Below are 25,354 nucleotides of genomic sequence, written 5' to 3' on the forward strand. Positions count from 1 at the left end.
ACGGCAACATCCACTTCCTCATTACGGACCGCTTTGAGGGGGAAGAGAACCTCACCCGCTACAACGGGTTCAACGATGATTTGGCCCGTTTGATCATCGGCCGCCACGGCAACCTCAAAGCGGAGCATGGCACGGGGCGTGTGATGGCGCCGTTCGTGCGCCAACAGTTCGGCGACGAGCTGTACGAGGTGATGGTTGCGCTCAAGCGCGCGGTGGATCCTCGCGGCACGATGAACCCGGGCGTGATCATCTCCGAGGATCCGGAGGAACACCTGCACAATATGAAGCTCAACCCCACCGTGGAAGAAGCAGTGGATCGCTGTGTGGAGTGCGGGTTTTGCGAGCCCGTCTGCCCGTCGCGGGATGTGACCATGACGCCGCGCCAGCGCATCGTGGTGCGCAGGGCGAGGGCCAAGGCGCTTGCCGACGGCGACTTGGACACCGTGCGCGAACTGGATAAGGCCTACGTGTACGAGGGCGAGCAGACGTGTGCTGCGGATTCCATGTGCGTAAGTGCGTGCCCGGTGGGCATTGATACCGGCAAGTTTGTGAAGTCTCTGCGCGAACAGCGCAACGGAAAGGTCGCGCAGGCGGGGTGGAAAGCTGCAGCGAAGCAGTGGGACACCGTCACGGCGACCGCATCGAAGGCGCTGACCGGCGCGTACTTTCTGCCCGCGGGGTTGGTGCAGAAGGTCACGGATGTGGCCCGCGGCCTGATGAGTACTGAGCTCGTGCCGGGCTACCAGAAGCAGCTGGGGCGGGGAGGTGGGCGTCGACACGCATTGGGCCCCGTGGTTGGCGACATGTATGCCAAGCCCACTGCCGTGTTCTTTCCAGCGTGCGTGAACGCCATGTTCGGTCCGGAGCGGGAAGGGCTTGGCGCGACCGCCGCGTTTGTGCGTTTGGCGGAGCGGGCGGGGCTGTCACTGCTCGTCCCCGAACATGTGGATGGGCTGTGCTGCGGGACTCCGTGGGCGTCGAAAGGCATGTCCCAGGGACTCGGGGTCATGGGCGAGCGGGTACGCGAATCCCTGCTGCGCACCACCGATGGCGGGCGCCTGCCGGTTGTGGTGGACGCGTCATCGTGCGCGCACGGCGTGGCGGAACTCGCCGCCGAGGCTGGCATCGAGGTGCTCGACGCCGTGACCTTCATCGCCCGCGAGGCGCTGGACTCGCTCGAGGTGCGCGCGAAACTTGACTCGGTGACCCTGCACCCGACGTGCTCGACTGCGCACATGGGCACTATTGATGATCTGCGCGCCGTTGCAGAGGCCGCAGCCGAGGACGTGCACATCCCGGTGGACTGGGGGTGCTGCGGGTACGCAGGCGATCGCGGGATGCTGCACCCGGAACTGACGGCGTCGGCGACGAAAGCGGAGGCGACAACGGTGGCGGAGCTGGACTCGCGGTACCACGCGTCGTCGAATCGCACGTGCGAGCTCGGCATGACGCAGGCCACGGGCGAGCCGTACGTGCACGTGCTGGAACTGCTGGAGCGAGCCACGCGCTAGCCTGCGCAGGCTATCAGCGCGGGCTGGGGCGCAGTCTCCGAACATCATAAGCCTCCGACGTTCATATGGTGTACACCACTATCGGAAGGTAGCGTGACGTTCGGTATGTTTTAACATTAAATCTTTGCCCGCCACTCGGCGTAAAATTGCGTGCATGACTGCTACGATTCACGCCCCCAGCGCGCACCTCACCGACACCCTGCACCGCGAACTCGGCACTGACGAGACCGTCCACACCGAACTTGTGGATCGCATTAAGTACGCGCACGACGCCTCCCACTTCCTGTACACGCCGGATGCAGTGGTGGAGGCCCGCGATGCGTTCGACGTCGCCGCCGTATTCCGCGCCGGGCGCGCCTCGGGCACCCCGGTGGTGCTGCGCTCGGGCGGTACTTCGCTGTCGGGCCAGGGCGGAGGCAAGGGCCTGCTTGTCGACGTGCGCAAGCACTTCCGCGACGTCGAAGTCCTCGACCACGGTAACCGCGTGCGCGTGCAACCGGGCGCGACGGTGCGATCCGTCAACGCGCGCCTGAACCTCTACGGCCGTAAGTTGGGGCCGGACCCGGCGTCGGAAAGCGCGGCCACCCTGGGCGGCGTGATCGCGAACAACTCCGCGGGCATGGCCTGCGGCACCGAGTTCAACACCTACCGCACGCTGGAGTCCATGACCTTCGTGCTGCCGTCGGGCACGGTGATCAACACCGCGGACGCAGACGCGAACAACCAGTTCCGTGCGCAGGAACCGGAGCTGTTCGACACGATCGTGCGCCTGCAGAAGCGTGTGCGCGAGAACCCGGAATCGGTGGCAAAGATTGAGCGCCACTTCTCGCTGAAGAACACCATGGGCTACGCAGTGAACGCCTTTTTGGACTTTGAGGACCCGATCAAGGTCTTCGAGCACCTGCTCATTGGCTCCGAGGGCACCCTGGCCTTTATCGCGGAGGCGGTGCTGCGCACGGTGCCGGTGCCGAAGGTGAAGACGACGTCGGTGGCGGTGTTTAAGAGCATTGATGCGGCAACGCGCAGCCTGCCTGACCTCTTCGCTTCCAAGGCGGCGACGCTGGAGTTGATGGACTCGCACTCCATCGAGGTGGGCCGCAGCTTCGCATCCGTGCCGCAGGAGATTACCGGCTTCGACGTGGACGGTCAGGCCGCGCTGCTGATTGAGTACCACGCTGATAATGAGGAAGAGCTCATCGCCCGCGAAAAGGAGGGCGCAGAGATTCTGCGCAACCTGGATCTGCAGAACCCGGCAGTGTTCTCAACAGACGCGGCGGCAGCGGCGAAGGCCTGGGCATTCCGCAAGGGCCTGTACGCCCAGGTGGCCGAGGCCCGCCCGTCGGGTACGACCGCGCTGCTGGAGGATGTCGTCGTTCCGGTCGGGGACCTGGCGGATACGTGCTCGGGCTTGCAGGTCATGTTCGACCAGTACGGCTACGACGATGCGGTGATTTTTGGACACGCCAAGGACGGCAACATCCACTTCCTTATCACCGACCGTTTCGAGGGCGAGGAGAACCTCACCCGCTACAACGGCTTTAACGACGCACTCGTGGACCTGATCCTGGGCGCGGACGGCAACCTGAAGGCCGAGCACGGCACCGGACGCGTGATGGCGCCCTTCGTGCGCCGCCAGTACGGCGACGAGGTCTACGACGTCATGGTGCAGCTTAAGCGCGCGGTCGACCCGCACAACACGATGAACCCGGGCGTCATCATCACCGATGACCCGGAGGAGCACCTCCACAACATGAAGCTGTCCGCCACGGTCGAAGACGCCATCGACAGCTGCGTCGAGTGTGGCTACTGCGAGCCGGTGTGCCCGTCGCGCGACCTGACCATGACTCCGCGCCAGCGCATCGTCGTGCGCCGGGCCCGCGCGCAGGCGCTCCTCGACGGCGACATGGACACCGTCCAAGAGCTGGACAAGGCCTACCAGTACCAGGGCATTGACACGTGCGCGGTGGACTCGATGTGCGTCACCGCCTGCCCGGTGGGCATTGACACCGGCAAGTTCATCAAGTCCCTGCGCCGCGAGCAGGCCACGAAGCTGGAGAACGAGGGCTGGGCCGCGGCCGCGAAGGCATGGGCGCCGGCGAACAAGGTGGCCTCCGTCGCGCTGACCGGCGCGCACTACATGCCGACCGGCCTGGTGCAGAAGGTGACGGACGTCGCCCGCGCGCTGGTCGGCGAGGACACCGTTCCCGAGTACCGTCCCGAGCTGTCCAAGGGCGGCCGGACCCGCTCGAAGGCGTTCGGCGAGCGCATTGGCAGCAAGTTTGCGGAGCCGGTTGGCGTCTTCGTCCCGGCCTGCGTGAACTCCATGTTCGGCCCGCAGGGCGACGGCGTGGGCGCCTCGGAGGCGTTCGCTCGCCTGGTGGAACGCGCCGGGCTGGCGCTCATCGTCCCGGAGGAGATCGACGCGCTGTGCTGCGGCACCCCGTGGTCCTCCAAGGGCATGGCCAAGGGACACGACGTGATGGAGCAACGCGCCCAGGAAGCGCTCATGGCAGCGACCGACGGCGGCCGGCTCCCCGTGGTCGTGGACGCGTCGTCGTGTACGCAGGGCTTCCAGGGCATGGCGGAGAAGGTCGGCATCACTGTCATCGACGCGATCGAGTTTGTGGGGCAGCATGTCGTCGACAAGCTCGATGTGTCCAGCAAGCTGGATTCGGTGACGCTGCACCCCACCTGTTCCTCGACGCACCTGGGCATCAACGAGCAGCTGGTGGCAGTTGCGGAGCACGCGGCGGAGCACGTGCATGTGCCCGCGGACTGGAACTGCTGCGGCTACGCGGGCGACCGCGGCATGCTGCACCCGGAGCTGACCGAGTCGGCCACCAAGCGCGAGGCCCGCGAGGTGGAGCAGCTCGGCGCGCGGCACCACGCGTCGTCGAACCGCACCTGCGAGCTTGGCCTGACCAGCGCGACGGGCGAGGATTACCACCACGTCCTCGAGCTGCTGGAGCGCGTGAGCCGTTAGCTTATCGACGCCACTGTGACCGGGGCCACACCATACCGGTGGCCGTGGTCTGGGAGCTGCCTTAATTTAGAGTGCGTCAACCTCAATGGCTGACTGTCAGTCATCTGAAACCCCGCATTGAAGGAGCTTCACCGTGATGCGTTCCCGTTCGCTCGCACTCGCCACCGCCGCAGCTGTTACTGTCTCTGGCATCCTCGTCCCCGCCGCTTCCGCTGAGCAGCGCGAGGTGACCAACGAGTACATCGCCGACAATTTCCACAGCCCGTTCACGCTGCCGGAGAAGACTCCGGAGGGCGTGATCCTGCAGGTGGGCGGCAACGAGAACGAGGCCATGCTCAACTGGGTGACCCAGAAGGGGATCACCGGCCAGTCTGTGCAGTTCGCGCCGGAGGGCACCGACGTGGCCAAGGGTGAGGTCGTGGCCGCTACCTCTAAGGACTCCGTCGTCTCCCTGACCGAGGGCAAGCTCAAGGACCCCGAGGTCGAGCCGGTGTTCAATTCGAAGTACTACCAGTTCTTCGACTTCAAGACGGGCGAGCGCGACGAGGACACCAAGGAAAACTTCGACCAGACGGTCAAGGAAAAGACCATCCGCGATTACACCGCGCTGTGGAACCAGCAGGAGGTGCCCAACTACACCAACGTTGAGGTCACCCCGGAGGGTCTGAAGGTTTCCACGTTTGCGTACAACACCGGCGACCGCGTCGACGAGTTCACCCTGACCCGCGCTGCCGACGATGCAGGCCAGGCTGATCAGGGCAAGGGCGATCAGGACCCGCAGGAGGGCGGCTCCTCCGACAACACCCTGGCCATCGCGCTGGGCGTGCTGGCCGGCCTGCTCGCAATCCTGGGTGGCGGTGCCTGGGCCGCGCAGCAGGGCCTGATCCCGGGCGTGAACCTGGACAACCTGCTCCCGTAAGGGGTTAGGCCAGCTCTACTCCGGCCACGCGCGCGATGGGGAGGCGGACGACCTTGTCGGTCGCCTCGTCGAGCAGGTCGGCCCGCCCCTCCCGCACCGAGAGCGGCAGCGCCGCGAGTTGGCGCTGCTCGCCGGCACCGGAGAAATAGGTCACGCGCACGTGGCGCCGGCCGCGCGCCGCAGCGCGCAGCACCTCTGCGGGGGCCTCCTTGTCGCTTGTCGACGCCACCTTCGCCCCCGCAGTCAGCGCCCCGACGAGCTGCTCCACGCGGCCCTCGTCGATCTGGTAGTCGCGCGCCAACGTTGCAGGTGTCGCGCGCACCAGCGCCGGTTCCGGGGCGAGGTCGATGGTGGCGCCGTCGGCGTCTTCGGCGGCCGGTTGCAGGCCGGCGTCGCGAAGCCGGGCGATCAGCTGCGGCAGCGGGAGCTGGGAGACGGCGACGGTGGGGGCGAGGATGCGCAGCGGCGCGTGCTGCGCGGCGGCCGCGAGCGCAGCCGGGTCCTCGCTGCGCAGGTAGCTCAGCGCGGAGCCTGCGCGGACGGCACCGTGGGTGCGCGCGACGTCGTCAAGCAAAAAGCCCAACCCCTGCGGAACCTCTCCGCGGGCGTGGGCCTCGAGCCATGCCTTGAGCTCCTCGGCGGTACGTCCGGCGTCGAGGGCGCGGCGCACGGAGGCGTCGCTGACGCGCCAAACGCTGGCCAGGCCGGGTGACTCGAGCTGGGCGAAGGATTCGAGCATGGACGCCATCGCCGGCGGGAGGGGGCCAGGCGCGAGGATGGTGAGGTCCGCCTGGGCGATGACGGCGTCGATTTCCGCGGGGACCAGCTCGCGGGTGGCCGCGGCGACGTCGCCGCGCGCGAGCAGAACCCGCAGCGGCGTGGACGGGGTGGGGGCGAGGGCGCCGAATGTGCGCGCCTCTTCGGCGAGCTGAGCGACGAATTCCGGGCGCAGCCCCGCGGTATCGAGCGGGGCGTGGAAGAGGAGCTGCTCCATGTCGCCGCCGTGGCGAGCGACGACCTCGCGGGTGCGCCGCAGGTCCGGCTGGCGCGACTCGGTGCTGAGCAGGCGGCCCTGGTCAAGACGCCACGGGGAGGCGAGCCAGCCGGCGAGGAGGATCGCCCACTGGTCCGAGATCGGCGCGTCGAGCCAGCTCAACGCGTCCTTGGTGGCCGCGAGCGCGTTCGTGTCGTCCGCGCCGGTGCGGGAGTCGTCGACCGGGCCGCGCCCGATGAGGCCGGCGGCCTCGCCGACGGTGATGGTGAGGCCGGGGTCGAACCCGAGCTCCTTGGTCAGCGCAGCGAGGGTGCGCACGCCCACGGAGCCGTCCTTGTTCAGCGGCGCGGGTGTGCGCAGCAGGCGGGTGAGCAGCTGGCGCGCCTGTCGCACGGCTTCCAGGCCCGCGGCGGTGGCGTCGCGGTCTACGGTCGTCTGGTCTGCCTCTGGCTCCGGCGGGGCGGTAAGCGGGTGGACGCGCGGGGTGCGCCCGCGGAAGGCGAGGAGGACAGGCTCGGGGAGACGGACGGAGTGCGCGTCCATGCGGACCAGGAGTCCGTCCGCGACGAGGCGGGCGGCGGGAGTAGTGGGGTCGGCGTCCGGCGCGGCGGCCTTGGACAAGCCGATGCCGCCGCCTGCGGCCAGCGACTCGATCACTTTGCGCTGGCGCGCATCGAGGGCCGCGAGCTTTGCGTCCAGGTCGGCCGGAGGGCGGTCGGCGACGCGCCAGGCCTGGGGCAGGGGAGCGACGGCGCCGGGGGCCACGCGCACCAGCTCGCCGGAGCCAGCAGCGCCGCCGTCGTAGACGAGCGCTGCGTCGCGCAGCCGGGTCGTGTCGCCGAAGGGGACGGGGTCGATGGGGGAGAGCTCGGCACCGGCGTCGACAAGCGATTGCAACGTGGCGAGGTCTGCGGCGTTGAGCGCGCGCAGCGCACGGGCAGTGGAGGCGGGCTGCGTGAGGCGCGTGGCCAGCGACGCCAGCGAGGACGGAGGCGGGAAGAACGCGTCCGGGCGCAGGGCGATGAGGCGGCGTAGGGCGTCGGGGGTGAGCTGGTTGAGCGCGTCGGCGAAGTCAGTCATGTCGGGGTACAAGCTTAGTGGGTGACTTTGCGTGCGTTTTGACCACGGACGTGACAGAATAAGGGGCATGGCTAAAGATGTAGAGAAGATCGGTCGCGCAAACCCGGCGTGGCCTGAGCACACCCCAGGTAATGGTCACCCCGTGACGGAGATTTCCTCGAAGATCGCCGGCGCTTCCAGCCCCTTCGGCAACGAGCTCGTGCTGCCGATGCCGGCTGAGGAAACCGGTTACGTGCACCCGACCACGCGCATCAACCGCTAGCGCGCCCGCGGCACGAAAAAGCGCCTCCCCGGTTCCCAACAGGGATCCGCGGAGGCGCTTTGCTGTGCGCTGCACAGCCGCCGTTTAGCGCAGTGCCTGTGCCTGCACCTGGGCGATGATGCCGTTGATGTTGCCGTTGAAGACGGCGTCGATCAGCGGCTGGTTCGCCTTGTAGAACGCGTTGTAGTCGTGGCGGTTCGCAGCGTAGGTGCTGTGGACCTGCGCCGGGACGCCGAGGCCGGCGTTGTTCAGCGTGGTGACAACCTGGGAGTACAGCTCGTCGACGGCCAGAGTGGTGTCCTCCTGGACCGGAGCCTGCTCAGCCGGGGCGGCCGGTGCGGGCGCCGGAGCCGGCTCGGGGGCCGGAGCTGGCTGGGCTGCCTGCGCGTCGCGGTTGGTCGGCGCGGAGTTCAGGCCGAGGCTGGCGGAGCAAGCGGGCCATGCGCCCCAGCCCTGCTGCGCCAGGGTGCGCTCGGCGACGATGATCTGCTGCTCGCGGGTGGCCTGGTCTGCGGTCGGGGCAAACTCGCCGCCGCCGTACGCCTGCCAGGTGCCGTAGTTGAACTGCAGGCCACCGTAGTAGCCGTTGCCGGTGTTGATGTGCCAGTTGCCGCCGGCCTCGCAGCCTGCGAGACGGTCCCAGTCGGAGTCGGGAGCGGCGGATGCCTGCGGAGCAAGCGCGCCGGCACCTGCGAGGGCTGCTGCCGCTGCGGTGCCTGCGAGGGCCTTCTTGGCCGGGGAAGTGGTCTGCTTGGAGTGGCGACCCATAGGTGAAAAATCCTCTCTTGGTACTGCCTGTCTAGCGTTGCGGGTCAGCCTAGCGGTTTATAACGATTGAGTCACGCAATGGGCACGAAACGGGTGTCGGTGAGGCGTAGCGTCGACGAAAGCGGACCCGAAATCGCTGCTCACGGCGTTGCAGAAATATTCAGTGAGTTACGCCACAGTGGTGCGGTTTGGAAGCGGGAGGAGGTGGATGGGTACGATCACCTCTTTCGTTAAGGTGAAGGGAACGCCCTTACGGGCACGATACGAGTAAAGGAAGATGCATTATGCCTATCGGAAAGGTGAAGTGGTTCGACGCCGACAAGGGCTTCGGCTTCGCATCCAACCCGGGTGAAGAGGACGTCTTTATTGGCAAGTCCGTGCTTCCCGACGGCGTCGAGGAGCTCGTCCCCGGCCAGCGCATCGAGTTCGATTTCGCGGCCGGGCGCAAGGGCCCGCAGGCGCTACGGGTGAAGGTACTGGAGACGCCGAAGCGCCGCCCCGTGCACAAGCACACCCCGGAGCAGCTGGGAAGCATGCTCGCGGACGTGATGACCATGATTGAGACCGAGGTCCAGCCGGCGCTGACCAACGGCCGCTACCCGGACCGCAAAGAATCCCGCCAGGTGGCGGACATCCTGCGCGCCGTGGCCCGCGAGCTCGACGCGTAGCGGGGCATTGCTTATCGACGCCTACGCGTCACCCACACCAACCGACCACGTGGCGAGGACAGGGATTTCTTCCCCGTCCTCGCCACGATCTATTTCCAGCGCCGAGACCTCCGCAACCACGAGCCGCGCTCCCGACTCCGTCACCGCCTGCACGGTCTGCTCGTTGGACTCGTTCGACTGAAACACTTGCTCGTTGTTCGCCGCGGGGTCGTCGTAGATGGTGAGCAGGCGCCACCCGGAGCTGGAGATCTCTTCCGGCACGTTGAATCGCAGCTCGGTCGCGTCGCCCAGCTCAAGCGCGGGCGGCTCGCCGCCGTCGCACTGCTCATCCAGCGGGCAGACCGTGTACGGCGCCAGCTCCTGCGAATTGTCCCCCGCGGCGACCTGCACGCGGACGTCACGCACCGGTGTCGACGGCGCGGAGCGCTGCCACTCCAGGAACGCGTAGATACCCCCGACCAGCACAATCACGAGCACGGCGATGACCGCGATCTGCTTCAGCGCGCCGCCACCCGACGCCGCTCCGGACTGTTTTGCCGTAGATGCCATGCGCGCCAGTCTAACCGGGCGCGCTAGCCGGACTGGCCGTCGGCCGGTTCGAAGGTGACCCGGTATAGGTCCGGCCAGCGCTTGCCGGCCAGCAGGAATTCGTCCGTGCCCGGCAGGTGTGCGATGCCGTTGAGTACGTTGTTCGGGTCGGGGGAGGCGTGGTTGGGGAGCGCGGAGGCGTCGATAAGCGCTGTGACCTCGCCCGAGTTGGCGTCGATGCGCACAATATCCGTGGTGGTAAACACGTTGGCGTAGATGTCGTCGCCCACGCACTCGAGCTCATTGAGCCCGGTGACGGGGGCGCCGTCGGAGGTGACGCGGAACCGCTCGCGCTCCTCAAGCGAATCCGGATCCATGCGGCGCAGCTCCGCCGAGCCGTCGGAGAAGATGAGCTCCTCGCCCCGGTTGCACAGGCCCCAGCCCTCGCCCTCGTAGGAGACGCGACCCGTCTCTTCCAGCGTGGAGGCGTCGCGGCGGATGGCGGTGTTGTCCTGCCAGGTGAGCTGCCAGAGCGCATCGCCCACGCGGGTGATGCCCTCGCCGAACAGCTCCGGGTCCAGGTCCACCGACTGCGACTCGGCGCCGTCGAGCGAGCGCCGGTAGATGCGGGACTCGCCCTCCTGCCCGGTGCCCACCAGCAGCGAGCCGTCCTGGTCCACCTCCAGGCCCTGGGTAAAGCTGGTGGGGTCGAAATCGTAGCGCTCCTGCACGACCGCGCGCAGGCGCTCGGGGGCAGCATTTGGCACTGTGTCGGGCACGGTGTCGGGCAGGGCGTCGGGCACGGTGTCGCCGTCGCACGCGGTCAGGGATGCGCAGACGGCAAGGGAGGCAGCGGCTACTGCGGCTGCGCGGCGAGTGAAGATCATGCCCCTATCTTGCACCACCTGCACACCCGCTGTACTCGTGCGCCCGGTGTCGCGCATAATGGTGAGCGTGTCACATTCCAACAAACGCTCCCGCAAGCGGCCCGACGCGGCCACGCCACTGCTCAGCGCCAACGCGATCGACACCGCGCGCGAAGCGCTCGAAGAGATCGCGCAGCCCGAGGAAATCGGTGAGCACATCGGCGTGGGCGGGTTGAGCCACAACGTCGCGACGCATCGGTTTGCCGCGCAGGTCCCCGGGTACCCCGGCTGGGAATGGAACGTCGTCGTCGCCTGCGCCACGGGCTCCGACTGGGTGACCATCAACGAGCTCGCGCTCATGCCCGCTGCCGGCGCGCTCGAAGCGCCCGACTGGGTGCCGTACTCCGAGCGGCTGCGCCCCGGCGACCTCGGCCCGGGCGACATCATCGAGATCGCGCCTGACGACGATCGCCTCACCGAAGACTCCTTCTCCCGCCACGCCGTCACGTTCCCGGGGCGGGAAACGAAGCACTACCTCACCGAAAAGGGGCTCAGCGACGCGGAGAAGCGCTGGCGCACCGGCGACTACGGCCCGAACAGCGAGTTTGCAGAGAAGGCAGCGCTGCACTGCCGCAGCTGCGCGTTCTACGTCCCGATGGGCGAGCCGGTCGGCGACAACTTCGGCGTGTGCACCAACGAGTACTCGGCTGACGGTCACGTCGTCGCCGCGTCCTACGGGTGCGGCGCCCACGCCGATACGACGGTGGAATCGGTCGGGCTCTAGCGCGGCGTGCCTAGAGCGGTGTCGCCCGCCCGCGGCGCAGCTCGTTGACCTCGCGGTGCGTCGGCACTTCGCGGCGCTCCACCCAGCGGCGCGCCGGGCGCCGCGTCCCGTACTCCAGCCACGACGTGACCAGGCGCGCGCCGCACAGCGGGTCGACCACCCACACCTCGCTGGTGAGCAGGTCCGAGCGGACGAAGCCGCCGTCGAGGTGGCGCACCTCGACGCCCTGTCCAGCGAGGATGTCCACCACGCCGTCGAGCGCGATCGAGGCGGAGGTGTGCTCGTGGCTCGATACGTACGCGGCCCCGTGCCTGAGCAGGAGGAGGGGGTTCATGATGGCGGAGACGACCCGCCCCGTGGCGTCGACAAGCAGGCCCTCGTCGGCGCCCGCCTGAGCGAGTTCGAGCCGCTGCCACCCCAGGTCCGGGCCGACAAAGGCGGGGGTGGTGCGCTCGTCGCGCACCGGCTGGGCGGCGACCGCGATCTCCAGCGGCATAGGGGCCAGCGGGCGAAGCTCGAGGGAGGCCGAGCTGCCCTCGACCACGAGGACCGCGCGGCGCGTACCGTCGACCAGGCTCAAGCGGAGGCGGAGCCGATGTATCTCGGCGGTGGAAACGCCGAGGTGGCGCAGCTCGGAGGTGTACGCGGCGGCGTCGACAACCGCCCCCTCTTGCACGACGAAGGTGAATGAGTGCACCGCGGGCCTTTCCGTGGGTGGGGCAGTGGTTGCAATGGTCGTATTTGTAAAAATGCCAAGAAAAGTGACAGTCTATGTCACGGAAACGGCTGTATGTATCCAGGCCGTGCCATTCATAATTCAATCATCCTGAAAGGGATAGGGGAGAACATCCGACGTGAGTACCGTCACCTCAAACGCCTCGCCGCAGGGCGGGCTTGACCGATTCTTTCACATCAACGAACGCGGCTCCACCGTCGGCACGGAGATCCGCGCCGGCGTAGTGACCTTCTTCGCAATGGCCTACATCGTGCTGCTCAACCCGCTGATCCTGGGCACCAGCGCGGACCGCGACGGCGTGGTGCTGGGAATCCCGCAGGTCGCCGCCGTGACCGCGCTCGCCGCGGGCGTGATGAGCATTCTCTTCGGCGTGATTGCCAAGTACCCCTTCGGCATCGCCACCGGCCTCGGCCTGAACACGCTCGTGGCCGTCACGCTCGTGGGGCAGCAGGGGCTGACCTGGCCGGAGGCCATGGGCCTGGTGGTTATCGACGGCATTATCATCGTCCTGCTCGCCATCTCCGGCTTCCGCACCGCAGTGTTTGACGCGATTCCGGACTCCATGAAGGTGGCCATGAGCGTGGGCATCGGCATGTTCATCGCCATGATCGGCCTCGTGGACGCAGGCTTTGTCCGCCGCGTGCCCGATGCGGCAATGACCACCGTGCCGGTCCAGCTGGGCTTTAGCGGCTCCATCGCCTCCTGGCCCACCTTCGTCTTTGTGATCGGCCTGATCATCTGCGGCTTCATGGTCGCACGCAACGTGCCTGGCGGACTGTTCATCGGGATCGTCATCACCACCATCATCTCCCTGATCGTGGAGCACTTCGCCGGCGCCGGTTCCTCCGCGGATGATCCGCACGGCTGGTCGCTCGCCGTGCCGGAGCTGCCCAGCTCGCTCGGAGGCGTCCCCGACCTGTCACTCGTGGGCAACATCGACCTGGCGGGCGCGTTCGTGCACCTGGGCGTCATCGCCGCCTCGCTGCTGGTGTTCACCCTGGTCCTCGCCAACTTCTTCGACGCGATGGGCACCATGACGGCGCTCGGCCGCCAGGCCGAGGTGACCGACGAGCACGGCAACCTGCCCGACATGAAGCGCGCCCTGGTTGTCGAGGGCTTCGGCGCGGTGCTCGGCGGCGCCGCCTCCTCGTCCTCCAACACCGTCTTCGTCGACTCCTCCGCGGGCATCGCCGACGGCGCGCGCACCGGCCTGGCCAACGTGGTCACCGGCGTGCTCTTCCTCGCCGCCATGTTCTTCACCCCGCTGTATGAGATGGTGCCCATCGAGGCCGCAGCACCGGTCCTCGTCGTCGTGGGCGCCCTGATGATGATGCAGGTGGGCAGCATTGACTGGACCCGCTTCGACGTCGCCTTCCCGGCGTTTCTCACCATCGTCGTCATGCCGCTGACCTACTCCATTGCCAACGGCATCGGCGTCGGCTTCATCGCGTTCACCGTGATGGCCGTGTTCACCGGCAAGCACAAGCAGATCCACTGGATCATGTGGCTCATCTCGGCCCTATTCGTGGTCTACTTCGCGCAGGGCCCGCTGCTCGCCGCACTAAGCTAGGAGATTCATGCTTATCGACGACCCCCAGGACCCCCGACTCGACGACATCCGCGACCTCAAACACTCCGATAAGGAGAAAGGGCTGGTCTTCGCCGAAGGCCCGCTCGTCGCGGGCCGTCTCGTGGAGTCCCGCTTCCCGGTCCGCGCCATCTACGGCTTCGGCGGCCGGCTCGAATCCTTCCTTCAGGACTACGGCGAGGAGCTCGAGCGCCGCGAGATCCCGGTCTACGAGATCACCCGGAAGATCATGGGCGAGGTCGCCGGCTACGACATGCACCGCGGCCTGCTCGCCTCCGCGGACAAGGCGCCCGAGCGCAGCGTCGCCGAGGTCCTCGACGGCGCGCGCACGCTTGTCATCCTGGAGGGCGTGGGCGACCACGAAAACATCGGCTCGATCTTCCGCAACGCGGCGGGCATGGGCGTGGACGGCGTCCTGTTCGGCGCGGCGACCGCCGACCCGCTGTATCGCCGCAGCGTGCGCGTCTCCATGGGCCACGTCCTGCGCACCCCGTTTGCGCACCTCGAGGGCACGACCACGACCTGGCAGCGCTCCCTGCAAGAGCTCAAGGACGACGGATGGTGGCTCGTTTCGCTCACGCCGGCCGACGACGCAGTGCTGCTGCGCGAGGCCGTGGAAGATCACGACAAGATCGCCTTCCTCGTCGGTGGGGAGGGCCCGGGCCTGACGCGCCACGCCATGGCCGCGACCGACGTACGCGCGAAGATCCCCATGGCGCCGGGAACCGACTCGCTGAACGTGGCGACGTCAGCCGCGATTGCGTTCTACGAGGCGCAGCGCTCCCGGTCCTAGCGGTCCGAGTGCCGGATGCGGTCCTGGATCTGCGCCGCCAGCCGCTTGAGGCGGCGCGAGAGGCCGCGGCCGATGCGCTTGGTAGCGGCGAGGGAGGCGTCGGCAAGCTGCGCAAACTCGTGCCCGTCCTCATCCGGGGCTTCGACCTCGTAGTCGTCGTAGTCCTTCTCCGTATCTGCGAAGCGGGCGGCGACCTCATTGACCGACTTGGTCCGCGGCTTCGCCGGGCCGATCTTCGGCTCCGGGCGGCCGTCGATGGCGTAGCCCACCACGTGCACGTCCGGCCCCTCCGGGCTGACGGGGACACCCAGCCAGGCCTCCTGCGCCGCATCGGTAAGGTCCGACGGCTCGAAGGGGAGCGTGATCCCTCCCAGCTGCTCCGCTTTCTCGCCCGCCCAGTAGGGGGCCTCGAACGGGTCGGGCAGGCCGACGTCCTCGAGCACTACCTCGCGGGTCGCGGCCAGCGCGCGGCGTACCTGCGTGCCCGTGTAGTGGGCAAATCCGGCGTAGTCCGAGTCCGTGCCCTGCGCGAACACGTAGGTGTCCGTCGCCGGCAGCGCCTCGCGGAGGTGGGCGGTGACCTCGGAGGCGTCGGTCACGGTGTCCATCGATTCCACGAAGGTCTGCACGACGGCGACGCCCGGGTAGCCCGCGATGTAGAACTCGTCCGGCCCCGGGGTGGAGGAGCGGTTGAGGGGGAACTCGCCGATCGGGGTGATCGGCCAGGCGGGGTTGATCTGGCTGAGCAGTTTGCGGCCGAAGCCGCGGTCGGCCTTCGGCTCGGAGCGCAGCACGGCAGCGGGGGCGTCGGTGCTGACAAACCACACGGTCACAATGGCAGGGTATGACATGTCACTTAGTTTAAGGAATGTGGCGTCCGCTGCGCGGCCTTTGCTCGGCGTGTTCGCCCGCTACTTCTTTGGGCGCTTGGTATTTGTACGGACCCCGAGTAGGACGTCTTCCCAGTGCGGGGTCACTGCTTTGCGGCGCCGCTTCTGCGGGGCCTGGCTCTCCGGGTGCTGCAGGAAATCGCCCTCGGTCACTGCGGACTCTGTTGGCGCGGTGGGCGTGGTGGGTGCAGTGGGATCGGCCGGCGCGCCGGTTTCGCCGTCGGCCTCGTTGGCTTCCGGCGCGTTGAGCTCTTCCGGTGCTTCGCCGTCGTCCGCGCTCACCGCGGTGAGCGAGCGCACCGGCTGCACAAAGTTGGGGTCCGTGAGATCCGCCGCGACGCCGTTGCGCGCCTCGGTCGACGCGGTCGCGCCCATCGAGCGTTGCAGCGTCCACTGCGCCTCGTTCTCTGTCAGGCCGGCGCGCCAGCGCAGGTGCACGACCCACGCGTCGCCCGGCTGGCGGGTGGCGTCCCACTCCGCCTCGCTCAGCGAGTGGCCGCGGGCGGCGAACGCGGTGGCAAGGATCTCAAATAGGGAGAGCTTCGCGGGGCCGTCGTTGCGAACCGGGTGCGATTGCTTGGCGGCCTCCGCGATCTGCGCGCGCTCCAGCATGACGGGGTGGGCGTAGGGGTCGACGCGGCTTTCCGCCACGCCCATCTCCTGCGCCAGCTCGGCGGCCGTCGCGCCGGCGCGGATGCGCGCCTGGATTTCCTTCGGCGGGAGGGAAAGGGGAGTGGACAGGAGCGGGTCCGGCTCCGGCAGGGGGCGCTGCTTGGCCATCTGGCTCAAGGCGCTGTACTCCGGGGTGTCGTCGGGTACTGAGGGCTCTGAGGGTTCAGAGGGCTCTGGCGCCTCCTGCGGCTCCGGTGCTTCTGCGGGCGCGTCCTCGGCCTCGGTCGGCGCCGGGTGGAGCGGGTGGATGGTGCTGCCGGACGCGGGCGTGTCGGCGACATCGGGGGCGCTGTCGGCACTGTAGACGCTGTCAAACTCGGAGCGGGCGATCTGGAAGCTCACGCCGTCTGCGTCACGAAGCACAAAAAACTTCGCCGTCGATTCATCTGCCATCAGGTGCAGCTCGCGCATGGATCTCCCTTCGCCCGGTCAGTTCACCCCAGCCTAGCGCACCCCGCCGGGGCGCTGCGGTAGACACGGGGCGTTTGTGCTGGCCCTCGGGTTGTCGTTACTTTTGGCCGACGCCCTGGCCGAGCAACCAATCGATCGCCTGCGTGAGCGTGCGCACGTCCTGCGACTCAATCGCCGGGAACATACCGATGCGCAGCTGGTTCCGGCCCAGCTTGCGGTAGGGCTCGGTGTCCAGGATGCCGTTGGCGCGCAGCGCCTTGGCCAGCTCGGCGGCGTCGACGCGCGCATCAAAGTCGATCGTGCCCACGACCAGGGAGCGCTGCGCGGGGTCCTGGACAAAGGGGGCGGCTAGCTCGTGTGCGTCGGCCCAGCCGTAGAGCGCTTGTGCATTTGCGGAGGTGCGCTCGACCATGCCGTCCAGGCCGCCGTTCGCGTTCATCCACGACACCTGCTCCGCCAGCATGAGCAGCGTGGCGACGGCGGGGGTGTTGTAGGTCTGGTTCTTGCGTGAGTTGTCCACTGCGGTCTGCAGGTCCAGGAATGCGGGAATGAAGCGGTTGGACGCTTTGACCTCGGCGATGCGGTCGAGGGCGGCGGGGCTCATCGCCGCCAGCCACAGGCCGCCGTCGGAGGCGAAGCACTTCTGCGGGGAGAAGTAATAGATGTCCGCGTCCTGCATGGAAACGGGGAGTCCCCCGGCGCCCGAGGTGGCGTCGATAAGCACGAGCGCGTCGGTGTCGGGGCGGGTAACGGGCACCATGGCGCCTGTCGACGTCTCGTTGTGGGCCCAGGCGACGACGTCGGCGTCCTCGCTGTCGAGGCCGTTGAACTCGGCGGGGCTCGGGGCGGATCCGGGGTCGGCCTGAACGAGCCGCGGCTCGTCGAGCCAGGGCGCCTTCGCAGCGGCCTTGGCAAACTTGGAGGAGAACTCGCCGAAAGTCAGGTGCGCGGACCGCTGCTTGATCACGCCGAAGGTTGCGGCATCCCAGAAGGCGGTGGCGCCGCCGAGAGAGAGGACGACCTCGTAGCCGTCCGGCAGGTCGAAGAGCGCGGCGAGCCCCTCGCGGACCTCGCCCACCAGGTTCTTCACCGCCGGCTGGCGGTGGGAGGTACCGATCACGTCTGCGCCGCGGGCGATCGCTTCGAGCTGCGCCGGGCGGACCTTGGACGGACCGCACCCGAAGCGACCGTCGGTGGGGATCAGGTTGGAGGGGAGGGTGGGGTAGGTGCTCATGTGGCGTCTTTCCTCGTTTGGAGCCGGGAAACTTGCAGTGCAATGCATAATATAATGCATGACAAAACGGGGGTGGAACAGTTTAGTTTCACAGATTCTTGCGATTGCTGTTGTGGGCTGTGTGGCGGACGGGCTGCTCACGGCTACTTGTCATACGGATCACAAACTTTGCTAGGATGGCGGAGGTAATTCTTCGGCTTGCGCCGAACAACGCGATCAATCGTGGAAAGGCACACTGTGGCTACTGAGAACAACGAGAAGGCGGTACTCCACTACCCGGGTGGCGAGTACGAGATGGACATCATGAAGGCTTCCGAGGGCAACGACGGCGTTGTCCTTGGCAAGATGCTGGGCGAGACCGGCCTGGTGACCTTCGACCCGGGCTACGTTTCCACAGGTTCCACCGAGTCCAAGATCACCTACATTGACGGTGACGCTGGCATTCTGCGCTACCGCGGTTACGACATTGCGGACCTGGCCAACAACGCCAGCTTCAACGAGGTCTCCTACCTGCTGATCCGCGGCGAGCTGCCGACCACGGATGAGCTGGAGAAGTTCAACACCGAGATTCGCCACCACACGCTGCTGGATGAGGACTTTAAGGCGGCGTTCAACGTCTTCCCGCGCAACGCGCACCCGATGGCCGTGCTGGCTTCCTCGGTGAACATCCTCTCCGCGTACTACCAGGACCAGCTCGACCCGTTGGACGAGGAGCAGCTGGACAAGGCCACCGTGCGCCTGATGGCAAAGGTGCCGATGCTGGCTGCGTACGCTTACCGCGCATCGCAGGGCAAGCCGTACATGTACCCGGATAACTCGCTCAACGCGCGCGAGAACTTCCTGCGCATGATGTTTGGTTACCCGACCGAGCCGTACGAGGTCGACCCGGTCCTGGTCAAGGCGCTGGACAAGTTGCTGATCCTGCACGCTGACCACGAGCAGAACTGCTCCACCTCCACCGTCCGCATGATCGGCTCCGCGCAGGCGAACATGTTCGTCTCCATTGCCGGCGGCATCAACGCGCTGGCTGGCCCGCTGCACGGCGGCGCAAACCAGGCGGTGCTGGAGATGCTCGAGGACATCAAGACGAACCACGACGGCGACGCCACCGACTTCATGAACCGCGTGAAGAACAAGGAAAAGGGCGTCCGCCTGATGGGCTTCGGCCACCGCGTGTACAAGAACTACGACCCGCGCGCCGCGATCGTCAAAGACACCGCGCACGAGGTGCTCGAGCACCTGGGCGGCGACGAGCTGCTTGACCTGGCGATGAAGCTCGAGGAGATCGCCCTGAAGGACGATTACTTCGTCTCCCGCAAGCTCTACCCGAACGTGGACTTCTACACCGGCCTGATCTACCGTGCGATGGGCTTCCCCACCGACTTCTTTACGGTCCTCTTCGCCATCGGCCGCCTCCCGGGCTGGATCGCGCAGTACCGCGAGCAGCTGGAGATGAACACCAAGATCAACCGCCCGCGCCAGATCTACACCGGCTACCAGCAGCGCGACTTCATCCCGCGCGACCAGCGATAGGAAAACCGCAGGTAGCAGGCGCGGATAACCGTCGAGAATGAGATTTCCCTTATACTTCGGGGAAAACCGTTCTCGGCGGTTTCGCGTTTTCACGATTGTTTCTTCAAGGAGAATTCACATACATGGAAAAGCCGACCATCACTGTTCCGAACGAGCCGGCGCCGAAAGACCTGGTCATCAATGACCTCGTTGTCGGTGACGGCGCTGAAGCGGTGCCAGGCGGCTACGTCAAGGTGCACTACCTCGGCGTGTTCTACGAGTCTGGCGAGGAGTTCGACTCCTCGTGGGACCGCGGTAGCGTGGCAGAGTTCTGGCTCAGCGGCCTGATTGAAGGCTGGCAGGAGGGCATCCCCGGCATGAAGGTCGGCGGCCGCCGCGAGCTGATCGTCCCGCCGGAGAAGGGCTACGGTCCTGCGGGTGCCCCCAGCCCGCTCGCTGGGCGTACCCTCGTCTTTGTCATCGACTTGATCGACGTCCGCTAAGAGAGGACCACGCATGCGCATCCCAGTCACCACGCTCAACGACGGCTACGATTTCCCGCTCCTCGGCCTGGGCACCTACAAGCTTTCCGACGAGGACGTGAACAAGGTCATCCGCCGCGCCATCGAGCTCGGCTACCGTCACATCGACACCGCCTCCTTCTACGGCAACGAGGAGGCCGTGGGCAAGGCGCTCAACGACGCCATCTCGGCCGGTGATGTCACCCGCGAGGACCTGTTCGTGACCACCAAGCTGTGGAACGACGACCAGGACCGCGTCGCGGCCGCATACCAGGAGTCGCTCAAGCGTCTGGACCTCGAGTTCATCGACCTCTACCTGGTCCACTGGCCGTGGCCGCAGAAGGGGCTCTACGTGTCGGCCTTTGAGGAGCTGGTGCACCTCCAGGGGATGGGCCAGCTACAGTCCGTCGGCGTGGCCAACTTCTACCCGGAGGTCCTGGACGAAATCACAAAGGCCACCGGTGTCACGCCGGTGCTCAACCAGGTCGAGCTGCACGCCGGGTTCACCCAGCCGGAGCTGCGCGAGTATCACGCCAAGCACGGCATCGTCACCGAGGCGTGGGCTCCGCTGGCGCGCGGGAAGAACTTCGACGATCCCGCCATCGCCGGTGTTGCGGACAAGCATGGCGTGACGCCCGCCCAGGTCGTGCTGGCGTACCTGCTGCAGATGGGCGTGTCCGTCGTGCCGAAGACGGCGAACCCCGCACGCTTGGAGGAAAACCTCGGTGCGCTGAGCGTCAAGCTTGACGACGCCGACGTGGCCGCCCTCGACGGCGTGCAGGGTGAGCGCATGTCCGGCGATCCGCTGACGTTCCCCGGAGACGTGGAGTAGTAGTCCACTCAGCGCACACGGAGGGTCTACCCGATGGCGGGTAGGCCCTTTTTGCTGCGCGTTTTGGCGGGGGAGGGGCGCTGTACGGGGGTAGTCGTATGATCATTGGTTTTTCCTGCTAAAAGCATGTTTTGGATATTGGGATCACGTTTGTGTGAAAACGTTATCTGTTAATCATGCATGGCCCGCGTGTGGGGTAGGTAACATCCAGAGTGTCGAGTTGAAGGTGGCACATCATGATACTGCAAGCCGTGCTGGTCCGCCTCTGCAGACATTGCAAACAGAGCACTCGTGAACTTGTAAAAGACAAGAAAGGATAGAAGCCGTGACTGGATCGACTTCCATCCCACAACGTCGGGAACCCACCCCCGACGAATTTGTGGCTATGCAGCGCAGTCCCGAATTCCAAGACCTCCGCAAGACGTTCCGCGGATTTACGTTCCCCGTATCGGTGGCGTTCTTCCTCTGGTTCCTCGTCTTCGTCGTCGTGGCGACGCTGATGCCGGAGGCAATGGCCACGCCCTTCCTCGGGCTTAACGTCGGGCTGTGGCTCGGCCTGGCACAGTTCTTCACCACGTTCCTCATCACCTGGGTGTACGTGAAGTGGGCGAACAAGAACCTGGAGCCGCGCGCGGCTCACATCCGAGAGATCATGGAGGGCTAACACATGCAGGAATACATCCTCGCGGCGCCAGAGGCGGAAGGCGCCGGCAACCCGCTGCTGAACATTGCGGTCTTTGCCATCTTCATCATCGTCACCCTCTTCGTGGTGACCCGCGCTGGTAAGACGACCAGTGAGTCCGCCGACTTCTACACCGGCGGTTCCTCCTTCAGCGGTACCCAGAACGGCCTGGCCATTGCGGGCGACTACCTGTCCGCCGCATCCTTCCTGGGGATTGTGGGCTCCATCGCGCTGAGCGGCTACGACGGCTTCCTGTACTCCATCGGCTTCTTCGTCGCGTGGCTCGTCGCCCTGCTGCTGGTGGCAGAGCCGCTGCGCAACGTCGGCCGCTTCACCATGGCGGACGTCCTGTCCTTCCGCCTGCGCCAGAAGCCGGTGCGCGTCGCCGCGGCGTTTGGCACCCTGTTCGTGTCGCTGTTCTACCTCATCGCCCAGATGGCGGGCGCGGGCTCGCTGGTTTCGGTCCTCCTGAACCTGCACAGCTACTCCGCCCAGGCGATTTGCGTGGGCATCGTCGGCGTGATCATGATCGTCTACGTCCTCGTCGGCGGTATGAAGGGTACCACCTACGTGCAGATGATTAAGGCCGTGCTGCTCGTCGCCGGTGTTGCCGTGATGACGGTGCTGGTGTTTGTCAAGATCCGCGGCGGCATGAACACGCTCTTCGACGATGCGATCAGCGCCCACGCCGCCTCCGACTACCTGGCGTCGAAGGGCTACGAAGCCGAAGAGATTATGAAGCCGGGCCTGAAGTACGGCGCGACCCTGACCCAGCAGATTGACTTCATCTCGCTCGGTGTCACCCTGGTGCTCGGCACCGCGGGCCTGCCCCACGTGCTGATGCGCTTCTACACCGTGCCCACCGCGAAGGAAGCGCGCAAGTCCGTGACCTGGGCCATCGTGCTCATCGGTGTGTTCTACCTGTTCACCCTGGTGCTGGGCTACGCAGCCGCAGCCCTGGTCGGCCCGGACCGCATCCTCGCCGCTCCCGGCGGCGCGAACTCCGCGGCCCCGCTGCTGGCGTTCGAGCTGGGTGGCTCCTTCTTCATGGCGCTCATCTCCGCGGTCGCCTTCGCAACGGTGCTCGCCGTGGTCTCCGGCCTGGCCATCACCGCCTCCGCGTCCATCGCGCACGATGTGTACGCCTCGGTGATCCGTGACGGCGAGGCCACCGAGGACGAGCAGGTCCGCGTCTCCCGCATCACCGTGGTGATCCTGGGCATCGTTTCGATCGTCCTGGGCATCCTGGCGATGTCCCAGAACGTGGCGTTCCTGGTCTCCCTGGCGTTCGCCATCGCGGCGTCCGCAAACCTGCCGACCATCCTGTTCTCCCTGTATTGGAAGCGGTTCAACACCACCGGCGCGGTCGTGTCCATCTACACCGGCCTCATCTCCGCCCTGGTGCTGATCTTCCTGTCCCCGGCAGTCTCCGGCGCGGAGACCGCGATGTTCCCCAACGCCGACTGGGCCATCTTCCCGCTGTCCAGCCCGGGCATCGTGTCCATCCCGCTCGGATTCCTCGCCGGCATCGTTGGCACCTTCATGGGCAAGCCGGACAACTTTGAGGAGAAGCAGGCGGAGATGGAAGTCCGCTCCCTGACCGGTGTGGGCGTGGAGGCTCCGGTCGACCACTAGCCACACTCACCGCGTGCGACGCCGGCCTGACGTTGAAGTTGGGTCGGCGTTGGCGTCGTTAAGCGGGGGTGCCCTCGCCGAGCTGGACGAAGCGGACCTGGCCGTGGAGCTCCTCGATGGCCTGGCGCACGCCGGCGGCGGTGCCCGACTGCGGGTGGTTCATGTGCATGAGGACGATCGCGCCGTCGGGAGCGTGGCGGATCTGCTGCGTGACCTGGGCGGGGGAGGCGGTGGCGCCGAAATCACCGTTGGTGGCAAACCCGGCGATACGCGCGCCACTGTCGGCGAGGATGCGCACCGCGATGTCGTCGTAGTGGGCGGTGGCGGCCCGGAACCAGGTGGAGTTGACCCCGAAGGCGCGCAGCGTCTCCGCGTTCTCGGCGACCTCCTGAATCGCCTCGGCGGGGCTTGCGGTGCCCGGGATGCCGTAGACGTGCTGGCCGTTTACGCTCAGCGGGAGGTGGCGGGCCCCGTGGTTTTCCAGCTGGAAGAGGGGGTCGTTGGCCAACTCGCGGGTGAGGTCCGGGTGCGCCTGGATCCACGGGCCGGCGAGGAACAGGGTGGCGGGGACGCGGAGCTCGCGCAGAGTATCCACCAGCGCGTGGTCCACCTCGCCACCGCACGCGTCGAAGGTGAGCGCGAGGGTGCGCAGCGGGGGCTGGGTGGGGAGAAAATCCGTGATCCCCGGCAAGTGCATGCCAAACTGCGTCGGCTGCGCGTCCGCGTAGGCGGCGGGGGAGGGGAAGCGCAGCGCGGCGGGCGTGCTCGGCCGTGGCTGACTCGTCTGCGTCTGGCTCGGCTGTGAAGAGCGCGAGGTCCGCTGGACGGGGCGCGTGCTTCGCTCCGCCTCGCAGGCGGCGAGCGCCAGGCCGGAGGCGATAGTCAGCAGCGCGGTACGTCGATTCACACGAGAGAGCTTAAGCGGTCAGCGGGGGTTCCGCTGGCTTCGTCTCGACGGCCTTGCGCGACAGCGGCCCCTTGAGCAGTGCCCACAGGAGGGCGAGCGTACTGACGGTCATAGCGGAGTACATCGCCGCCGGTCCGAGTTGCATCATGCCGACCGCGATCGAGTTGAACGCGATGTGGATGGCTACGGCGGCGAGCCACAGGACCCAGCGGTGCTCGCGAACCGCACGCAGCACGAGGACCGACATGGCGACGTGGAGGGTGATGGCCAGGATGCGCTCGTAGAGACTCATGCCTGCCAGCGCGGCGGTGATGCTGTGAACCGCGTCGATCTGTTGGTTGACCGCTTCGGTGGCCTCAGGGTTCTGCTGCGATTCGACGGCCTCCAGGATCTGGTCCGCGGCGAGGAGCAGGACAATATTGTTGATGCTCACAGACCCGATGGTGAGGAGTGCCTCGATCCCGCCGTGGCCGAGGCCGAAGCCGACGCCGTCGCGCCAGGCGCGAGTGCGCTTGGCCCAGAAGCGCATGACCACCCAGCGGGTCGCCTCCTCGAACAGGCCGGAGGTGGCGATGAGGGTCAGCGTTGTGGCGATGAGGGCTGTGTGGGCGTCGAAAATAGCTCCCCACAGCATGTTGACCGGGTATATGAGCAGGAAGCGGAATACCTGTGAAAGGGGGAACGCGAGGACGCCCCATCCGAGCGCGGACCACGGGTAGCCGAGGAGCTTCTTGCCGAGGAACCACGCGGCCAGGACGATGGCGACGATGCCGATGAGCTGCAGGCCCACGAGAACAATTGGGGTCATGGGGGAGAGGCTACCAACCCTTGGCCTGCAAATGCGCTCAGCCGGCTTGCACCACGACCATCCAGATGGCAACGAGGTGGCAGACGGCTGCGGCGATCGTCGCCGCGTGGAAGTGCTCGTGGTAGCCGTAGTAGCGGGCGGTGCGGCCGGGCCACTTGAAGCCGTAGATGAGCGCGCCGAGGGTGTAGACGATCCCGCCGGCGAGCAGTAGCCACACGACGGCCGGGCCCGCGGAGTGCCACAGCGTGGGGATCAGCGGGACGATGATCCAACCGAGCCCAACGTAGACCACTACGTCCAGCCAACGCGGGTGGTTGATCCAGACCAGGTTGAGGATTGCCCCGCCCACGCCTCCAAGCCACGCCACGGTGAGCATGATTGCTGCGGTCTTCGGCGCGAAGACGATGAGGCACAGCGGCGTGTACGTCGCGGCGATGAAGATGGAGATCGTCGCGTGATCCGCCCGCCGCCACCACTGCACGGCCTCCGAGGTCCGCCAGGGCACCAGGTGGTACGCGGAGGAGACGCCGAAGAGGAGCACGACGCCCGCGCCGTAGAGGGTGACGCCGAGCGCTTCATGCCAGTGCAGCGTCATCCACGCAAACGTGATGAGCACCGCCGACGACAGCGCGGACAGCGCCGCCGCAACGAGGTGGAACCACCCGCGGATGATGGGCCGCTCCCCGCGGTCAGCCACGATGTAGGAACGCTGAATCTGTCCTTCGCGCAACGCTGTCATGATTCTCCCGAGTCTCGGTGTACCTGGGACT

Annotated in this window: 24 protein-coding genes; 13 read left to right on the top strand and 11 right to left on the bottom strand. The window is 66.9% G+C overall.

Annotated elements, in window-relative coordinates; all coding sequences use genetic code 11:
- From EAW56_RS08710 to EAW56_RS08720, 3 genes are all read left to right on the top strand, one after another.
- The coding region (locus tag EAW56_RS08710) for a (Fe-S)-binding protein (protein WP_122086154.1) at positions 1-1,511 on the top strand (1,511 nt) is incomplete at its 5' end.
- A gap of 154 nt (positions 1,512-1,665) precedes the next feature.
- Positions 1,666-4,494 (top strand): FAD-binding and (Fe-S)-binding domain-containing protein, encoded by a 2,829-nt coding sequence (locus tag EAW56_RS08715; protein WP_122086156.1) that lies wholly within the window; start codon positions 1,666-1,668, stop codon positions 4,492-4,494.
- A gap of 133 nt (positions 4,495-4,627) precedes the next feature.
- Complete coding sequence (locus tag EAW56_RS08720; RefSeq protein ID WP_147453270.1) at positions 4,628-5,413, top strand: fibronectin type III domain-containing protein; 786 nt, start codon at positions 4,628-4,630, stop codon at positions 5,411-5,413.
- Between the two features lie 4 nt (positions 5,414-5,417).
- Here the strand turns inward: EAW56_RS08720 and EAW56_RS08725 are convergent, their stop codons facing one another.
- Positions 5,418-7,487: a helicase-associated domain-containing protein gene (locus tag EAW56_RS08725; protein WP_122086159.1), complete on the bottom strand. Its 2,070-nt coding sequence runs from the start codon at positions 7,485-7,487 to the stop codon at positions 5,418-5,420.
- Between the two features lie 67 nt (positions 7,488-7,554).
- On the opposite strand from EAW56_RS08725, the gene EAW56_RS08730 reads away from it, so the two are divergent.
- Positions 7,555-7,749, top strand: a complete 195-nt coding sequence (locus tag EAW56_RS08730) for a hypothetical protein (RefSeq protein WP_095277162.1) — start codon at positions 7,555-7,557, stop codon at positions 7,747-7,749.
- A gap of 84 nt (positions 7,750-7,833) precedes the next feature.
- On the opposite strand, the gene EAW56_RS08735 is transcribed toward EAW56_RS08730, so the two are convergent.
- Complete coding sequence (locus EAW56_RS08735) at positions 7,834-8,517, bottom strand: resuscitation-promoting factor Rpf1 domain-containing protein (RefSeq protein WP_095535798.1); 684 nt, start codon at positions 8,515-8,517, stop codon at positions 7,834-7,836.
- Between the two features lie 284 nt (positions 8,518-8,801).
- On the opposite strand from EAW56_RS08735, the gene EAW56_RS08740 reads away from it, so the two are divergent.
- Positions 8,802-9,185, top strand: a complete 384-nt coding sequence (locus EAW56_RS08740) for a cold-shock protein (protein WP_095277157.1) — start codon at positions 8,802-8,804, stop codon at positions 9,183-9,185.
- Between the two features lie 21 nt (positions 9,186-9,206).
- Here EAW56_RS08740 and EAW56_RS08745 read toward each other — a convergent pair whose 3' ends face one another.
- Together EAW56_RS08745 and EAW56_RS08750 are read right to left on the bottom strand one after the other, a co-directional pair.
- Positions 9,207-9,734 carry a DUF2771 domain-containing protein gene (locus EAW56_RS08745; RefSeq protein WP_095277155.1) on the bottom strand — a complete coding sequence of 176 codons (528 nt, stop codon included), beginning with the start codon at positions 9,732-9,734 and terminating at the stop codon, positions 9,207-9,209.
- Positions 9,735-9,757: 23 nt separating this feature from the next.
- Positions 9,758-10,600, bottom strand: a complete 843-nt coding sequence (locus tag EAW56_RS08750) for a glutaminyl-peptide cyclotransferase (RefSeq protein ID WP_122086188.1) — start codon at positions 10,598-10,600, stop codon at positions 9,758-9,760.
- Between the two features lie 58 nt (positions 10,601-10,658).
- Between EAW56_RS08750 and EAW56_RS08755 the strand changes: the two genes are divergently transcribed.
- Positions 10,659-11,363 carry a DUF3027 domain-containing protein gene (locus EAW56_RS08755; protein WP_095277153.1) on the top strand — a complete coding sequence of 235 codons (705 nt, stop codon included), beginning with the start codon at positions 10,659-10,661 and terminating at the stop codon, positions 11,361-11,363.
- Between the two features lie 10 nt (positions 11,364-11,373).
- On the opposite strand, the gene EAW56_RS08760 is transcribed toward EAW56_RS08755, so the two are convergent.
- Positions 11,374-12,060: a hypothetical protein gene (locus EAW56_RS08760; RefSeq protein WP_122086160.1), complete on the bottom strand. Its 687-nt coding sequence runs from the start codon at positions 12,058-12,060 to the stop codon at positions 11,374-11,376.
- A 157-nt stretch (positions 12,061-12,217) separates the two neighbouring features.
- Here EAW56_RS08760 and EAW56_RS08765 point away from each other — a divergent pair, with 157 nt between their 5' ends.
- Both EAW56_RS08765 and EAW56_RS08770 read left to right on the top strand, forming a co-directional pair.
- The gene (locus EAW56_RS08765; protein WP_122086162.1) at positions 12,218-13,669 is read left to right on the top strand and encodes an NCS2 family permease; all 1,452 of its coding nucleotides are present in this window, start codon (positions 12,218-12,220) and stop codon (positions 13,667-13,669) included.
- A 7-nt stretch (positions 13,670-13,676) separates the two neighbouring features.
- Positions 13,677-14,480 (top strand): TrmH family RNA methyltransferase, encoded by an 804-nt coding sequence (locus EAW56_RS08770; protein WP_122086164.1) that lies wholly within the window; start codon positions 13,677-13,679, stop codon positions 14,478-14,480.
- Here EAW56_RS08770 and EAW56_RS08775 read toward each other — a convergent pair.
- The 3 genes from EAW56_RS08775 to serC all read right to left on the bottom strand — a co-directional run bounded on the left by EAW56_RS08775 (position 14,477) and on the right by serC (position 17,687).
- A complete protein-coding gene (locus EAW56_RS08775; protein WP_122086165.1) occupies positions 14,477-15,331 on the bottom strand; it encodes a DUF6928 family protein in 855 nt (284 codons plus the stop codon). The genes EAW56_RS08770 and EAW56_RS08775 overlap by 4 nt on opposite strands.
- Positions 15,332-15,391: 60 nt before the next feature.
- Complete coding sequence (gene sepH, locus EAW56_RS08780; RefSeq protein ID WP_122086167.1) at positions 15,392-16,453, bottom strand: septation protein SepH; 1,062 nt, start codon at positions 16,451-16,453, stop codon at positions 15,392-15,394.
- Between the two features lie 97 nt (positions 16,454-16,550).
- A complete protein-coding gene (gene serC, locus EAW56_RS08785) occupies positions 16,551-17,687 on the bottom strand; it encodes a phosphoserine transaminase (RefSeq protein WP_122086168.1) in 1,137 nt (378 codons plus the stop codon).
- A 219-nt stretch (positions 17,688-17,906) separates the two neighbouring features.
- Between serC and EAW56_RS08790 the strand changes: the two genes are divergently transcribed.
- The 5 genes from EAW56_RS08790 (at position 17,907) to EAW56_RS08810 (ending at position 22,869) form a co-directional block, all read left to right on the top strand.
- Entirely contained in the window at positions 17,907-19,220 is a 1,314-nt protein-coding gene (locus EAW56_RS08790) for a citrate synthase (protein WP_095555684.1), read from the top strand.
- A 122-nt stretch (positions 19,221-19,342) separates the two neighbouring features.
- Entirely contained in the window at positions 19,343-19,702 is a 360-nt protein-coding gene (locus EAW56_RS08795; RefSeq protein ID WP_095277137.1) for an FKBP-type peptidyl-prolyl cis-trans isomerase, read from the top strand.
- A 13-nt stretch (positions 19,703-19,715) separates the two neighbouring features.
- The gene (locus tag EAW56_RS08800; RefSeq protein ID WP_095548535.1) at positions 19,716-20,552 is read left to right on the top strand and encodes an aldo/keto reductase; all 837 of its coding nucleotides are present in this window, start codon (positions 19,716-19,718) and stop codon (positions 20,550-20,552) included.
- Positions 20,553-20,937: 385 nt separating this feature from the next.
- Positions 20,938-21,216, top strand: coding sequence for a DUF485 domain-containing protein (locus EAW56_RS08805; RefSeq protein ID WP_122086170.1), 279 nt, complete (start codon positions 20,938-20,940; stop codon positions 21,214-21,216).
- A gap of 3 nt (positions 21,217-21,219) precedes the next feature.
- Complete coding sequence (locus EAW56_RS08810; RefSeq protein WP_122086171.1) at positions 21,220-22,869, top strand: solute symporter family protein; 1,650 nt, start codon at positions 21,220-21,222, stop codon at positions 22,867-22,869.
- A 58-nt stretch (positions 22,870-22,927) separates the two neighbouring features.
- Here the strand turns inward: EAW56_RS08810 and EAW56_RS08815 are convergent, their stop codons facing one another.
- Genes EAW56_RS08815 through trhA form a run of 3 tightly spaced genes read right to left on the bottom strand, consistent with a single transcriptional unit; the run spans position 22,928 to position 25,323 of the window.
- The gene (locus EAW56_RS08815) at positions 22,928-23,776 is read right to left on the bottom strand and encodes a polysaccharide deacetylase family protein (protein WP_233125476.1); all 849 of its coding nucleotides are present in this window, start codon (positions 23,774-23,776) and stop codon (positions 22,928-22,930) included.
- 10 nt (positions 23,777-23,786) lie between these two features.
- Positions 23,787-24,584, bottom strand: a complete 798-nt coding sequence (locus EAW56_RS08820; protein ID WP_122086173.1) for a YhfC family glutamic-type intramembrane protease — start codon at positions 24,582-24,584, stop codon at positions 23,787-23,789.
- Between the two features lie 37 nt (positions 24,585-24,621).
- Complete coding sequence (gene trhA / locus EAW56_RS08825) at positions 24,622-25,323, bottom strand: PAQR family membrane homeostasis protein TrhA (protein ID WP_122086174.1); 702 nt, start codon at positions 25,321-25,323, stop codon at positions 24,622-24,624.
- Positions 25,324-25,354: the final 31 nt, after the last annotated feature.

This window comes from Corynebacterium gottingense, assembly GCF_003693265.1.
Classification (GTDB): Bacteria; Actinomycetota; Actinomycetes; order Mycobacteriales; family Mycobacteriaceae; genus Corynebacterium; species Corynebacterium gottingense.

Excerpts from the sequence above, each read along its gene's own strand:
- EAW56_RS08715 (WP_122086156.1), top strand. The coding sequence starts at position 1,666 with ATGACTGCTACGATTCACGCCCCCAGCGCGCACCTCACCGACACCCTG.
- EAW56_RS08725 (WP_122086159.1), bottom strand. The coding sequence starts at position 7,487 with ATGACTGACTTCGCCGACGCGCTCAACCAGCTCACCCCCGACGCCCTA.
- EAW56_RS08730 (WP_095277162.1), top strand. The coding sequence starts at position 7,555 with ATGGCTAAAGATGTAGAGAAGATCGGTCGCGCAAACCCGGCGTGGCCT.
- EAW56_RS08735 (WP_095535798.1), bottom strand. The coding sequence starts at position 8,517 with ATGGGTCGCCACTCCAAGCAGACCACTTCCCCGGCCAAGAAGGCCCTC.
- EAW56_RS08740 (WP_095277157.1), top strand. The coding sequence starts at position 8,802 with ATGCCTATCGGAAAGGTGAAGTGGTTCGACGCCGACAAGGGCTTCGGC.
- EAW56_RS08745 (WP_095277155.1), bottom strand. The coding sequence starts at position 9,734 with ATGGCATCTACGGCAAAACAGTCCGGAGCGGCGTCGGGTGGCGGCGCG.
- EAW56_RS08750 (WP_122086188.1), bottom strand. The coding sequence starts at position 10,600 with ATGATCTTCACTCGCCGCGCAGCCGCAGTAGCCGCTGCCTCCCTTGCC.
- EAW56_RS08755 (WP_095277153.1), top strand. The coding sequence starts at position 10,659 with ATGGTGAGCGTGTCACATTCCAACAAACGCTCCCGCAAGCGGCCCGAC.
- EAW56_RS08770 (WP_122086164.1), top strand. The coding sequence starts at position 13,677 with ATGCTTATCGACGACCCCCAGGACCCCCGACTCGACGACATCCGCGAC.
- EAW56_RS08775 (WP_122086165.1), bottom strand. The coding sequence starts at position 15,331 with ATGTCATACCCTGCCATTGTGACCGTGTGGTTTGTCAGCACCGACGCC.
- sepH (WP_122086167.1), bottom strand. The coding sequence starts at position 16,453 with ATGCGCGAGCTGCACCTGATGGCAGATGAATCGACGGCGAAGTTTTTT.
- serC (WP_122086168.1), bottom strand. The coding sequence starts at position 17,687 with ATGAGCACCTACCCCACCCTCCCCTCCAACCTGATCCCCACCGACGGT.
- EAW56_RS08795 (WP_095277137.1), top strand. The coding sequence starts at position 19,343 with ATGGAAAAGCCGACCATCACTGTTCCGAACGAGCCGGCGCCGAAAGAC.
- EAW56_RS08800 (WP_095548535.1), top strand. The coding sequence starts at position 19,716 with ATGCGCATCCCAGTCACCACGCTCAACGACGGCTACGATTTCCCGCTC.
- EAW56_RS08805 (WP_122086170.1), top strand. The coding sequence starts at position 20,938 with ATGCAGCGCAGTCCCGAATTCCAAGACCTCCGCAAGACGTTCCGCGGA.
- EAW56_RS08810 (WP_122086171.1), top strand. The coding sequence starts at position 21,220 with ATGCAGGAATACATCCTCGCGGCGCCAGAGGCGGAAGGCGCCGGCAAC.
- EAW56_RS08820 (WP_122086173.1), bottom strand. The coding sequence starts at position 24,584 with ATGACCCCAATTGTTCTCGTGGGCCTGCAGCTCATCGGCATCGTCGCC.
- trhA (WP_122086174.1), bottom strand. The coding sequence starts at position 25,323 with ATGACAGCGTTGCGCGAAGGACAGATTCAGCGTTCCTACATCGTGGCT.